The following is a 12,936-nucleotide window of genomic DNA, read 5'->3' on the forward strand; positions in this document are numbered from 1 at the left end:
AATCCGCGGCAAGGCTATCCGCCTAACGCCGCAACGCCCCGAGGTTCGGCTCAAATCCGTTACCGCAGGGGCGTTTTACATATAGAGTGGAGGGATGAGGATGAGTTTGCAGCAGGAAATTATTGAGCGTTTGGGCGTAAAGCCCGCCATTGACGTTGATGCGGAAATCCGGAGACGCGTCGATTTTTTGAAGGAGCATGTGAAAAGTTCGCGGACGACCGGTCTGCTGATCGCCATCAGCGGCGGCATTGACAGCGCCGTGACGGCCGGCCTGTGTAAACAGGCGACCGATGAGCTGACCCGGGAAACCGGCCAGACTTACATGACGCTTGGCGTGTTCCAGCCTTACGGACAGCAGGAAGACATTGAGCACAGCTACGAGGTGGCCAAGGCGTTTGGACTTGAACATACCGCAGAGACGAACATCGAGGAAGCCGTGGACGAAATCGCGCTGGAGGTAGAGCACGGCCTCAAAAATATCGGCAAATCGCGCCATCTCAGCCCGCAGGGCAAAGGCAACGTCAAAGCGCGGACGAGAATGGTGATGCAATACGCGCTCGCCTTTGAATTGAATTTGCTGGTGGTCGGCACCGATCACGCATCCGAAGCGATCACCGGCTTCTACACCAAATGGGGGGACGGCGCGGTGGACATTACGCCGCTCAGCTCCCTGAACAAGCGGCAGGTTCGCCAGCTCGCCGCCCGCCTTGGCGTGCCGCAGAGCGTGCTGGACAAAGCGCCGACCGCCGGGCTGTGGGAAGGCCAGACGGACGAGAAGGAGCTTGGGATCAGCTACGAAGACAACAGCGATTATCTGGAAGGCAAAGAGGTTGATCCGGCCATTCGGGAACGGCTGGAATCGTTCTATTTGAAAACGGAGCATAAGCGCAGTCCGATTCCGGGGATTTAAAGTTACCGGTCGGCCTGTGCGCTTGCAGGAAGCCAAGCTAAAGAGGACGAATTTAATTATAGTCCCTTTGCTTGGCTTTTTTTTTGCGGGCTGCATAATGCCAAAAAAATGAATCTATGCCTGCTTTGTTTCGTATGTATACATGATAGTTGTTACAGCTGTATTAAAAACGCCAATGCAATAATGGAGAGAGAAAGAAGAGGGAGGAGTAAATTTTGAAAAATTTATTTACGGTTTTCGTATCCCCGGAAGCTACGTTCAAACGGGTGAAGGAGAGCAGAACGGCGTGGATTTTACCGCTTATCGTGCTGCTGGTGGCGTCGGTGATCGTTACTTATTTGCAGATGCCGGCGATGGAGGGCGAAATGCGGAAAGCGCTGCAGCAACAGCAGTTGGACCCGGCGATGGTAGAGACGTTAATGGCGACGACTCAAGTAACGAGTTACGTGTCGGTGGGGGTTATGTCGGTCGCCATGATTTTTGTGATGGCCCTGCTGCTCTTGCTGCTGAACCTGATCGTACGCGGGGAGGGCAAGTACATGCAGTTCGTTTCCGTCGCCTCGTATGCGGCGCTGCCGGGCATCGTCGGCGGACTCATCACGGGCATCCTGATCCGCGTGCTTGACGTGCAGTCCGTAACCGATATGTCGCTCAGCCTGGGGGCGTTTGTCGCCGATAAATCAAGCCAACTGTATAAACTGCTGTCGATCCTGGATCCGTTCAGCATCTGGAGCCTGATCCTGTACGTGATCGGTTCCGCCGTCATGATGCAACGCCCGCGCAAGACGATTGCGATCTGGATTACGGCCGTTTGGCTCATTTTCACGTTAGGATCGGTACTGCTGGTATAACTTGCCGAAATTATAATTACATAGGATAGGTGATGGACTTGTTTCGAAAAAAATGGTTTTGGGGGGCCTTGCTCGGACTGGTCGTGATCGTGCTGGTCGTCGTCAATATGGCCAGTTTGAATAAGGCGGCCGCGGTCAAAACGGCCGAGGTCACAGAGGGCTCGATCGTGGAGCAAATTTATACAAACGGCACGCTGGAGCCCAAAGAAACTGCGGACGTGTATGCGCCGGTCAACGGAGTTGTCGAAGACGTTAAGGTGAAGCAGGGCGACACGGTAAAGAAGGGACAAGCACTGCTCACTTTGTCTATGGATAAAGTCGAGGACCAGCTGGAGCAGGAGCGGATCAATCTGGAATTGACCGAGGCGGAGCGGCTGGAGGCCAAGAAGCAGCATTTTGAGGACTACAAGAAAATCAAAAACGAATCCCCGGACGGAGAAGTGGACGAGCTCGACTTATCCTCCTATGACCTGAAGATTCGCAGCACCCGGATTACGATCGCTTCGCTGGAAAAGCAGCTCGCCGACCGGACGGTGAAGGCGACCGCGGACGGCGTCGTGACCGAAATCGCCGCCGACCCGGGGCAACTGCTGGCCGAAGGAAGCAAAATTGCGGCGCTGGCCGATATCAGCGGCTATAAAGCGAAAGCGCGGCTGAGCGAGCTGGACGCCGGCAAGGTGTCTCAAGGCATGAAAGCCGTCGTGACGGGAGAGTCGTTTGCAGGCGTGTACGAGGGGACGATCGGCTATCTTGCGCCGGTTGCCGGAAAAACCAAAGCGGATTCGGACGATGCCTCCGTGGAAATGACGGTGGACCTGACCAAGCCTTCGCCGGAGCTCCGCGCCGGGTACAACGTGACGTTGGAAATCGAAATTCCCGACAAAACGCGGCTGCTGGTGCCCATTGAAGCGGTGCAATATGAAGGGGAACAGGCCTTCGTGTACAAGGTTGCGGACGGGAAAGCCGTCAAGACGCCGATTACGACGGGCAAGGAGGGCGAAGAGCAGATCGAAATCGTCAGCGGCGCCGCCAAGGGCGACGTCGTCGTAACCGAAGGGGCGGATTCGCTGCGGGATGGCGATAAGGTGAAGACCTCATGATTACGCTAAAGGATATCACGAAGATCTACAAAAACGGCCCCTTGGAAGTACAGGCGCTGATGCCGCTGAACCTGAGCATCGAAAAGGGGGAGTTCGTGGCGATCATGGGCTCGTCCGGTTCCGGCAAATCGACGCTGATGAACATCATCGGCTGCCTGGACGTGCCGACGGCGGGAAGCTACGAATTGGACGGGCAGCAGGTTCAGGAGCTGAGCGAGGAAGAACTGGCCAAGGTGCGAAACCGGAAAATCGGCTTCGTGTTCCAGAGCTTCAACCTGCTGGCCCGCCAGACCGTGCTGCAGAACGTGACGCTGCCGCTGATGTACGCCGGGACTTCCCGCGAACAGCGAAATGCGCGGGCGCTGGAGCTGCTTGGAAAGGTCGGCCTGGCCGAGCGGGTGAAGCACCGCCCCAACGAGCTGTCCGGAGGACAGAAGCAGCGGGTGGCGATCGCCCGGGCCTTGACGATGAACGCGCCGATCCTGCTGGCCGACGAGCCTACCGGCAATCTGGATACGAAATCGTCCCACGAAATCATGGCCTTGTTCAAGGAAATCCATGCGGAGGGGACAACGATCGTCCTCGTGACCCATGAACCCGACATCGCCGAACATGCCGAACGGATCATTACGTTTGGCGATGGCAAGGTGCTTAGCGATGTACGTAAAGGAAGTGGACGGACATGAGCATTTGGGAGAGCATCCTTGTCGCGTTGGACAATCTGCGGATGAACAAGCTCCGTTCCTTCCTGACGATGATCGGCATCGTGTTTGGCGTCGCCGCCGTCGTAACGGTCGTTTCGATCGGGCAGGCCGGACAAACCTCGATCATGTCGGAAGTTTCGAACTATGAGGACGGGTACTTGGTCATTTATCCGAGTTATATGAATGGAGAGCCTGACGACAATGTTTATATTCGGCAGCGGGAGCTGGCGGAAATCCGCAAGCTTCCGGGGGTTCGTTATGTAGCGGCCTCGGCCTCGTATTACACGACCGCCAAATTTAAGAAGGAAGATTTGCGTTTTAGCATTACCGCAACAACTTCGGAGACGCCTAAATTGCAAAAAATCGATCTGGTTGCGGGCCGGTTCTTTAACGCGCAGGAAGAGCGGGCGCGGCAGAAAGTGATCGTGATCGATGCGAAATACGCGGAGAAGGCTTACGGTTCCCCCCAAGGGGCGATCGGCCGGAAATTGACGTTATCCTCCGGCGTACATCGGGTCGTCGGTGTTTATAAGCAGCAGGAGAGCCTTATGAGCGGCATGAATGGGGAGTTGTATCCGGCATATGCCCCGATCACTACGATGCCTGCCGATAAAGAAGAATTTAAAGACCGTCTGAGTTCGATCGAGGTGCTGCCGACTTCTCCCGACCGCACGGACGAGACGATCGAAACGATCAAATCGTGGCTTGCCGAACGCAAAAACGTTAAGCCGGACGCGTACATTTCGCAAACGGCCAAAGAGGCCGAGCAGATGGTGGCCAGCACGTTTTCGATATTGCAGACGATCATCGGCTCGATCGCCGGCATTTCCCTGCTGGTCGGCGGGATCGGCGTCATGAACATCATGCTTGTGTCGGTCACCGAACGGACGCGGGAGATCGGGATCCGCAAAGCGATCGGCGCGACGCCGGGCACCATCATGCTGCAGTTTATGATCGAAGCGGTGATATTGTCGTTTATCGGCGGGACGATGGGAGCGCTGCTGGGGCTTTTTGCCGCTTTCGTATTTTCCTTGATATCGGGTTGGCCCTTTGTCGTCTCGGTCTGGGCGATGGCGCTGGCTTTTGGATTTTCGGCGGCGGTCGGCATTTTCTTCGGCTTGTACCCGGCCAACAAGGCGTCCAAGCTGCATCCGATCGAGTCGCTGCGTTATGAGTAATGTTTTACCGGCAAGAAGCAAGCCCTTTTGCCTTCCGGATAACGGGGGAGCAAAAGGGCTTCATTTTATTGTCGGACTTTTTGCTGTTTTTTTGGCAAAGCTTTAAAAGGAGTGTAACCGCCCGCATGCATCGTTCCAGGATTGTAACCTTGACTAATGGCAAGCTGGAGCGGGTCGGCCTGCTGTTGTTGCTCCATTAATTTTAATAAAATATAAGCGGATGCTCTGGCGTCATCCAGTGCATCATGATGATTGAAGCTGATGCCGAAATGCTCGGAGATGATATTTAGTTTATGGGAAGGCAATTCTCGAAGCATCGTTTTTCCAATGCGGTATGTACATAAGTACTGAAAATCAGGATAACACAATTCCCCGGCATCCAGACAATAGCGCAGCACGCTTATATCAAAAACGGCATTATGGGCCACGACGATCTCTCCTTGAAGCAGCGGCTCCACAATTGGCCAAAGTTCTGCAAATGTCGGTTGTCCCTCCACCATGGCAGGAGTAATTCCATGAATCGCGATATTCATCCTATCAAACGGCTGAAGCGGATCGATCAACCAGGTATGTTCCCCCGTAACCACTCCATTTCTAACTTGAACCAGCCCAAGGGAACAGGCGCTTGAACGGCTTGTATTGGCGGTCTCAAAATCAATGGCTGTAAAATTCACCGGTAAATCCCCCCTATTAATCAGGTATATCAGACTTTACTTAAATAGTATAGGAGGCAAATAGAATGTACGCTATGAGGATAAGAACTAGCGGCGCCTTACTTTTCGCGCCAGCCAGTTGCCAAGTGATTGCAGCCCCTGAACGAACAGAACGAGCACGATGACCGTAGCCACCATCACCACATCGTCAAAACGTTGGTATCCGTATGAAATGGCCAGATCCCCAACACCGCCTCCGCCAACCGTTCCGGCCATCGCGGTTGCGCCGATCAGTCCGACCGTAGCGGTGGTCAGGCTTAAAATAAGCGAACCAAACGCTTCCGGCAGCAGAAAATGCCAGATGACCTGCGCAGGCGTCGCCCCCATGGCTTCCGCCGCTTCCAAAATGCCTGGATTTACTTCCAGCAGCGAGTTTTCCACCAGCCGCGCAATATACGGGGCAATATAAATGATCAGCGGAACGATGGCCGCGTTCGTGCCGATGGAAGTTTGGACGATCGCCCGGGTCAACGGGATGATCGCTACCAGCAAAATGATGAACGGCAGCGAACGGACGATATTGATGATCGGATTAAGCAGCGAGTAAACGGCTTTGTTTTCCAGCAAACCTCCGGGCCGCGTTACCACCAGCAAAATGCCCAGCGGGATGCCAAGCAATGCCCCCAGCAGCAGGGAGACGCTGACCATATAGATCGTTTCATAAATGGCTTGCATAAATTGGTCGAGGGTAATGGTTGTACTTAACATACGATATCGGTCACCTCCTGGATTTGAACGCCTTGCGCATGAAGGAAACAGGCCGCTTCATCAATGGTGCGGGAAGGTCCTTGGAGCTGCAGGATCATGCTCCCCAACGTCGTGTCTTGAATTTCGGAGGTCGAGGCAAACAATATATTTACTTCCACTTCGGCAAACTGGCGGATCAGCCTGCTGACAATCGGCGAGGAAGCGGCGGCTCCGACGAATCCCAGCTTAAACAAGCGGTATTTCTCCGCTTTTTGGCTAAGGCTTATTTTTACGCTTTGCGGCAGGCGGTCGTGAATGACCGTCTGCACGAAGCTGCGGGTCGTCGCGTGCTGCGGGCTGCCAAACACGTCAAGTACGGTGCCTTGTTCAACGATCCGGCCGGCTTCCATAACGGCAACGCGGTTGCAAATTTCCTGAATGACGGCCATTTCATGCGTAATAATCATGATCGTAATTTGGTATTCGGCATTGATTCGTTTGAGCAGTTGCAAAATCGCTTGCGTTGTTTGCGGGTCCAGCGCCGAGGTCGGTTCGTCGCACAGCAAAATGGACGGATTGGAGGCCAGCGCGCGGGCGATGCCGACCCGCTGTTTTTGGCCGCCCGACAATTCGTTTGGGTAACTTGCGGCTTTGTCGCCAAGACCGACGAATTCCAGCAGTTCGCTGACCCGTTCCCGGATCTCCTGCTTCGGTTTTTTTTGCAGGACGAGCGGAATGGCCACGTTATGGTAAACCGTTTTAGACTCCAGCAAATTAAAATGCTGAAATATCATGCCGATCCGTTTCTTCAAAGCCCGCAATTGCTCGGTATTTAAGGAATCAAGCGGCTGTCCTTCAACAAATACTTGCCCGCTGGTGGGCCTTTCCAGGCAATTGACCAAGCGGACCAGCGTGCTTTTCCCCGCTCCGCTGTAGCCGATTACGCCGAAAATATCCCCTTTTTCAACGGTTAAGCTAACTCCTTGCAGCGCGGTGCTGGAAATTCCTTTACGTTCAAAAACCTTATAAACATCTCTGATCTCAATCGTTTGCAGTCCTGCCAATGCTTTTTGAATCATTTAGCGCCCTCCAGATTCCATGATGCTTGTATGTATACTTTTCCGATGAACTTTATAGTATTTTTAAAAATATAACGCCATGAATTAAGCGAAGTCAATTAAAAATCACATTGACGCCAAACTTTTTGGTATGCTAGTATGATTTAAACTTATCCAACCTGTTAACTCGGAATTGCTGGAGGGGAGAACAACGACATGGCAAACTGGAACAAAACGGCTCGATTTCAGGCCCTGTTGTCCGGCGAAACGGCGGATCGCCCGATTGTCAGCGGCTGGCATCATTTCTTGGATAAAGAACAAAATGCCGGGGACTTGGCGGAAGCCACGATCGCTTTTACGCGGAAATTCGCCTGGGATTGGGTCAAGATCAATCCGCGCGCGACCTATTACGCGGAAACATGGGGAAACAGCTACGATTTCCGCGATTACCGCACGGTGTTTCCCAAACAGACCGCGGCGGCCATTCGGGAGGCGGCCGATGTCTGGCGGGTTGAACCGCGGCGCGCGGCGGAATCGGCCCCGCTGGCGGAGCAGCTTCAGGCGGCCCGGCTGATCCGGGCCGGACTAACGGATACGCCGCTGACGCAAACCGTTTTCTCGCCGCTAACGGTATTGTTGTTCCTGGCGGGCAGGTCGGCTTACGTGAACGATACGGTTTACGGCAGCGAACATCCCGTTCCGCTGGAAGCTCTATTTGGCGGGCAGCGGGCCGGGGTGCACCGCGCTTTGCACGCTATTGCCGTAACTTTGGCGGAGTATGTGGAGGAGCTTGGCATGATCGGGATTGACGGCATTTTTTACGCGGTGACGGGAACCGCCCATCCGGGATTATTCGGCGAATCCGCTTTTAACGAGTTCTCAAGGCCTTATGATCACATCGTGCTCGAAGCGGCAAGTTTCGGCAAGCGGATCCTGCATACTTGCGGAGCTTTTTCCCAGCCTGAACGGTTTAACGATTATCCGATCGAGGGGATCAGTTGGGATACATATGCTGCCGGCAACGCCGGTTTGGATGCTCCGCTCCGTGCAACCAAGGTGGGAGGGATCGACCATGCCTTGTTCGCCGGCGGCGATCTTGAACGCGTCCGCGCGCAGGCCCGCGAAGCGCTGTTGCTGATGCGGGGCAAGCCGTTCCTGCTGGCGCCAAACTGCGCGGTGCCGGTGAATGCGACGGATGACGCTTTATACCAATTGCGCAATTCACTGGAAGAGGGGTTGTAACCATGAAGAAATTTGCGGCTGTATTATTGATCGGACTATTGTTGGTGTTATCCGCCTGCGGCAAACAAAACACCGCCGGTCAAGACAAAAAGGAGATTACGGTTGGTTTCGGCGTCGGAACCTATGAGGAACAATTCCGGGCAGGCATCCTGCCGATCCTTGAGAAAAAAGGCTACAAGGTGAATATCAAGACATTTTCCCAGAATATGCAGGTGAATCCGGCGATGCAGGAGGGCTCTATCGATGCCAGCGTGTTCCAGAGCACCGCTTACATGGAAGGGATCAATGACGAGTTGCACATGGACATGATCGGTATCACGTTTGCTCCCAGCGCGCCGCAAGGCTTGTATTCCGAGCGGCATCAGTCTTTGGACGAAGTGAAGGACGGCAGCACGGTGGCCGTTCCCAATGATCCGGTGAATCAGGAGCGCGCCGTCCGGATTTTGGAGGAGCTGGGCTGGGTGAAGGTGGCCGAAAATGCCGGCACGACCGACTTCAACTTGAACAGCGTATCACCGGGGCAATACGCGATCGACATTCGGGTGCTGGATCCGGCGCAAATTTTGGTATCGCTGAAGGATGTCGATTTCGGGGTGGTGAACGGCAACTACATTGCCAATGCGAAACGGAAAATTACCGAGGCTTTGAAAATCGAAAACACGCCGGAACAGCACAAGATTATCGTATCTATAAATAAGGCCGACGAAAATACGCAATGGGCGAAAGATCTTAAAGCCGCGTATGAATCCCCGGAGTTCGAGGAGTACATCAAGTCTCAGGAGAAGTATGACGGATTTATTTTGCCGGCGGCATGGGAGAACAATTAAAAGAGGAGGTAATGTAAAATGGCGCAGCAACGCATTCATTTCATCGGCGGAGGGCAGATGGCCGAAGCGATCATCCGGGCGCTTGTCAGCCGTGGGACGGTGCCGGCTCATCTGATCAGCGTGGCGGATATTCGGGAGGAGCGCGTGCATTATTTAAGTGAGACATACCGTATACAGGGGCCGGATGAACCGGACAAAGCGCTGAAGGATGCCGAGCTGATTGTGATTGGCGTGCGTCCTCAGGACGATTTGGCCGGCGTGGGCAGGACGATTCGCGAATTTGCCGGCCGGAACAGCGTCATCGTATCGATCGTGGCGGGCGTGACCATAGCCAAACTGGAAAGTTATGTCGGCCCCGAGCGCTCCGTTGTCCGGGTTATTCCAAACACGCTCACGGATACCGGCTTCGGATACAGCGGGGTGGCGTTTAATGAACATGCTGAACTTGCCCAGGTGGAAGAATTCCTGGGCGGGTTTGGCAAAGTGCAGGTGGTGGACGAAGCGCTGCTTGACGTTTTTACCGGTTACGGGGTGGCCGGGCCGAATTATGTCTATTATTTCATTGAATCCCTTGCCGATGCGGGGGTGCTGGCCGGACTGCCGAGAGAACAGGCATGGCAGATCGCACTGGAAAATGTTGAAGGCGCGGTGGCGATGCTGCGGCATACCGGGCTGCATCCACGCCAGCTTCTCGATATCAACAATTCCCCCGGCGGCGTGGGCATTAACGCATTGCACGAACTGAACCGCAGCGATTTTGCCGCCGGTTTGCAGCGAAGCGTGCTGACGGCGGTCAGACGGACTACGGAACTCGGAAAGGAAGTGTCCCAATGATGTTGAAATGGGACCATACTGTGCAATACGTCAACGATTTGGAGACGCCGGTCGAGGCGTTTGCGAAATGGGGGCTGGCCGCTTTTAAAGGCGGCTCCCACAAGTTCTGGGGAACGTATAATGCGCTAAGTTATTTCGGATTAACTTATATTGAATTTCTCGGGATTGAGGATCGGGAGCTTGCGGAAAAAATCGACTCGCCCAACGCGGTCGTGCGCGACGCTTTATCCGAGCTGCCTGCCCGCCAAGCGTTCAGCCGGGTTGCGCTGCGTACGGACGATATCGATGGGTTAGCATCCCGTTTACGGGCTCAGGGTCTTGACCTCTCGCCGATTTTGGACGGCCGGAGGCTCGATGCCCAAGGGAATTGGATCGAATGGCGGATGTTTACAATTGACGGACACTACCGGGGTTTGCCTTATCCATTTATCCTGCAATGGAACGGTACGGATGCGGAGCGTTTGTCGGGGCTGAAAGCAACAGGGGTCATCAAAGACCACCCCGCCGGAGAAGTGGCCATTCAAAGGGCCGTGTTTACGGTCTCCGATCCGGCGGCGGCAGCCGCTCATTGGCAGGAGTTATTCGGTTTGCCGTTGCTGGAATCGGCGCCCGGCGGCGAAACGGCCGAGCTTGGGATCGGAGACAAGTCGTTTCTGTTCAAGCGGGGGGAAGCGGAGCGGTTAACGCAGCTTGTTTTTAAGACCAACGCGCCGGATTTGCAGAACAGGACGCTGGAAATCGGCGCAGCGCAGTTTGTTTTTTTGCCGGCATAAGTTAATGAAAAATATCGAGTCTGCCTCGTATAGCCATAGCGGCTTATGAGGCAGACTCTTTGTTGTTTTGCTAGCGTTGTTGGCCCTTTAGGCTTCGGACTTGGAATTCGCCGGCTGGACGGGAATGTAAATGTCGATCTGCTTGCCTTCCTTCGGGTAGCAGCGTTCATCGTACCATTCGAAATCGGGGGCGTTTATCTGCTCGTAACCGGATGCGGGGAACCAGTTCGCAAAAATCTCATCCCAGGTCGTTTGGATGGATGTGCTGAAATTTTCCTCGCCGGCCGGTGGCGTTGTAAAGATAGCATAAGTAGCCGCCGGAATGAGATATTCCGTTATGCCCTCCGGAACCTCGGCCGCTTCGTCCACTTCAAAGCCGATGATATATTGGAAGGTACCGTCTTCGTCGGCAGGGGAGCAGACGCCAAGCTCGACGTTTGGATTTTTTCTCCCGGGAATCCGTTCTCCGAGCCGCTCTTGTATGTATGTTTGCCAAAATGCCGGAATATCGTCATGGTTTTTGCCTTCCACGATGGAGCTTTGCATCGCGTAGCCCAAAATCCGCATGGCGGGCAGTTGTTCGATACGGTATTGCATGATTTGATCTCCCCAATCACTGGTTATTTGCGCATCGAAGGTCAGAACAGGCGCGGCGCGCGGCACGAGAAACGGCGGACGGCCCAGCTTCCGGCATTCCGTCGGCAGGATGCCGTACATTTTCCGGAACGCCCGGGTAAACACCTCATGGGAGCCGAAGCCGCACCGCAGCGCGATATCCAGCACCTTCAAATCGGTTTCGGTCAGCAGCTCCGCCGCCTTCGACAATCTCCGTTTCCGCACATAGGAAGTGACCGTGTCGCCGACAAAGTACAAGAAAGTGCGGTGAAAATGGTATTCGGAGTAAAACATCGCGCTGGCGATCCTGCTTAGCGTTAACTCTTCGCCGAGCCGCTCTTCAATATAATCGATGCTTTGCTTAATAGTGCTGACAGCGTTCATGAACATCCTCCAGACCGGTCTATGTGATTAGTATAAACGGGGGGCGCCGCTTCTTCTTGATCATTCTTGCTTTCCGCAAAACAGGGAGGGGGGACAGAACTACGGCCCTGCTCCAACAAATCTAGTAAAACGATCGGGAAGTAAGGTGGTTCATCTGCGATAGCGGAACTTTATGGTCTTATTTTTCTGATTGGAACATGATCAATCCCATTAGCGGAATTTTTTGTCCTTATTTTCCTATGAACGGTGCGCAAGGTGGCTTTTTCTTTATGATTCGGGAGAATAACGGTATAAATTTCCCCTATTTCTCTCGAAGTGGATACTATCGCTAAAATAACGGTATTTTTTTCCTTTATGCTTTCGCCAGAGTTTTTAAACAAGCTAACTTTTGCAGTTTTTCCTACCGTCCATAAGAATAGCAAGAGTGAAATGGCCGGGGCTAGTCCGAGGGAGGCGAGACGGGGGAGTTTTCGGGATCGTACCGTACTTGTGCTCGTGGGCAACACCTGTGCCATTACGCGCATAGGGACGCGGCGGGCGCTGTTTTGTCCCTGCCGAACTCGCGCCGGAGCGGCTTCCCTGTTACAATGTGAGTGGCGGCTGTGCAGGGATAAGCCCTGCATATGCCGTGATGCATAGGGAAGAAGGGAAACGTTTTGATATACGGTATCGGACATGACATCGTTGAAATCGGCCGCGTTCAGCGTATGCTCAGCGGCGCGAGCGGTGAGCGGCTGACGCGGCGCATATTGACTGCGGCCGAGCGGCGGCTGCCGGGGCAAGCCGCGCGTCCGGCGGAATTTTTGGCGGGGCGTTTCGCGGCCAAGGAAGCGGTGAGCAAGGCGTTTGGCTGCGGTATCGGGAGGACGCTTGGGTTTGCGGACATGGAGATTTTACCGGATACGAGCGGCAAGCCGTGCGTATTTATGCCGCCGGAAGCCTGGGAGCGGCTGGGGTTAACGGGCCATGGCCGGTATACGATCCATTTGAGCATCACGCATGAGCGGCAGTTGGCTTCCGCTTTTGCCGTGGTGGAACGCGTGGAATAGAAGGAGTGCCA

At 54.3% G+C, this 12,936-nt stretch carries 14 protein-coding genes; 10 read left to right on the forward strand and 4 right to left on the reverse strand.

The window, feature by feature from the left end; genetic code table 11:
• The first annotated feature begins 100 nt into the window (after nucleotides 1-100).
• The 5 genes from nadE (at nucleotide 101) to EHV15_RS13240 (ending at nucleotide 4,743) form a co-directional block, all read left to right on the forward strand.
• Nucleotides 101-910, forward strand: coding sequence for an ammonia-dependent NAD(+) synthetase (gene nadE, locus EHV15_RS13220; RefSeq protein ID WP_128631619.1), 810 nt, complete (start codon nucleotides 101-103; stop codon nucleotides 908-910).
• Between the two features lie 215 nt (nucleotides 911-1,125).
• Nucleotides 1,126-1,761: a Yip1 family protein gene (locus tag EHV15_RS13225; RefSeq protein WP_128631620.1), complete on the forward strand. Its 636-nt coding sequence runs from the start codon at nucleotides 1,126-1,128 to the stop codon at nucleotides 1,759-1,761.
• Between the two features lie 32 nt (nucleotides 1,762-1,793).
• Nucleotides 1,794-2,861, forward strand: coding sequence for an efflux RND transporter periplasmic adaptor subunit (locus EHV15_RS13230; protein ID WP_246061533.1), 1,068 nt, complete (start codon nucleotides 1,794-1,796; stop codon nucleotides 2,859-2,861).
• Nucleotides 2,858-3,547 (forward strand): ABC transporter ATP-binding protein, encoded by a 690-nt coding sequence (locus EHV15_RS13235; protein ID WP_128631622.1) that lies wholly within the window; start codon nucleotides 2,858-2,860, stop codon nucleotides 3,545-3,547. Before EHV15_RS13230 ends, EHV15_RS13235 begins: the two co-directional genes overlap by 4 nt.
• A complete protein-coding gene (locus EHV15_RS13240) occupies nucleotides 3,544-4,743 on the forward strand; it encodes an ABC transporter permease (protein WP_128631623.1) in 1,200 nt (399 codons plus the stop codon). The genes EHV15_RS13235 and EHV15_RS13240 overlap by 4 nt, the downstream gene beginning before the upstream one ends.
• A gap of 65 nt (nucleotides 4,744-4,808) precedes the next feature.
• Here EHV15_RS13240 and EHV15_RS13245 read toward each other — a convergent pair whose 3' ends face one another.
• From EHV15_RS13245 to EHV15_RS13255, 3 genes are all read right to left on the reverse strand, one after another.
• Nucleotides 4,809-5,417, reverse strand: a complete 609-nt coding sequence (locus tag EHV15_RS13245) for a 3'-5' exonuclease (RefSeq protein WP_128631624.1) — start codon at nucleotides 5,415-5,417, stop codon at nucleotides 4,809-4,811.
• Nucleotides 5,418-5,504: 87 nt separating this feature from the next.
• Nucleotides 5,505-6,164: a methionine ABC transporter permease gene (locus EHV15_RS13250; protein WP_128631625.1), complete on the reverse strand. Its 660-nt coding sequence runs from the start codon at nucleotides 6,162-6,164 to the stop codon at nucleotides 5,505-5,507.
• Nucleotides 6,158-7,222: a methionine ABC transporter ATP-binding protein gene (locus EHV15_RS13255; RefSeq protein WP_128631626.1), complete on the reverse strand. Its 1,065-nt coding sequence runs from the start codon at nucleotides 7,220-7,222 to the stop codon at nucleotides 6,158-6,160. The genes EHV15_RS13250 and EHV15_RS13255 overlap by 7 nt, the downstream gene beginning before the upstream one ends.
• Before the next feature lie 195 nt (nucleotides 7,223-7,417).
• Here EHV15_RS13255 and EHV15_RS13260 point away from each other — a divergent pair, with 195 nt between their 5' ends.
• Genes EHV15_RS13260 through EHV15_RS13275 form a run of 4 tightly spaced genes read left to right on the forward strand, consistent with a single transcriptional unit; the run spans nucleotide 7,418 to nucleotide 10,877 of the window.
• Nucleotides 7,418-8,443 carry a uroporphyrinogen decarboxylase family protein gene (locus tag EHV15_RS13260; protein WP_128631627.1) on the forward strand — a complete coding sequence of 342 codons (1,026 nt, stop codon included), beginning with the start codon at nucleotides 7,418-7,420 and terminating at the stop codon, nucleotides 8,441-8,443.
• 2 nt (nucleotides 8,444-8,445) lie between these two features.
• Nucleotides 8,446-9,270, forward strand: coding sequence for a MetQ/NlpA family ABC transporter substrate-binding protein (locus EHV15_RS13265; protein WP_128631628.1), 825 nt, complete (start codon nucleotides 8,446-8,448; stop codon nucleotides 9,268-9,270).
• Nucleotides 9,271-9,288: 18 nt separating this feature from the next.
• Entirely contained in the window at nucleotides 9,289-10,104 is an 816-nt protein-coding gene (locus EHV15_RS13270; RefSeq protein WP_128631629.1) for a pyrroline-5-carboxylate reductase family protein, read from the forward strand.
• Nucleotides 10,101-10,877, forward strand: a complete 777-nt coding sequence (locus EHV15_RS13275) for a VOC family protein (protein ID WP_128631630.1) — start codon at nucleotides 10,101-10,103, stop codon at nucleotides 10,875-10,877. The genes EHV15_RS13270 and EHV15_RS13275 overlap by 4 nt, the downstream gene beginning before the upstream one ends.
• A gap of 87 nt (nucleotides 10,878-10,964) precedes the next feature.
• Here EHV15_RS13275 and EHV15_RS13280 read toward each other — a convergent pair whose 3' ends face one another.
• Nucleotides 10,965-11,876: an AraC family transcriptional regulator gene (locus tag EHV15_RS13280; protein WP_128631631.1), complete on the reverse strand. Its 912-nt coding sequence runs from the start codon at nucleotides 11,874-11,876 to the stop codon at nucleotides 10,965-10,967.
• Nucleotides 11,877-12,532: 656 nt separating this feature from the next.
• Between EHV15_RS13280 and acpS the strand changes: the two genes are divergently transcribed.
• A complete protein-coding gene (acpS, locus tag EHV15_RS13285) occupies nucleotides 12,533-12,925 on the forward strand; it encodes a holo-ACP synthase (protein ID WP_128631632.1) in 393 nt (130 codons plus the stop codon).
• Nucleotides 12,926-12,936: the final 11 nt, after the last annotated feature.

Source organism: Paenibacillus oralis (genome assembly GCF_003863965.1).
Classification (GTDB): domain Bacteria; phylum Bacillota; class Bacilli; order Paenibacillales; family Paenibacillaceae; genus Fontibacillus; species Fontibacillus oralis.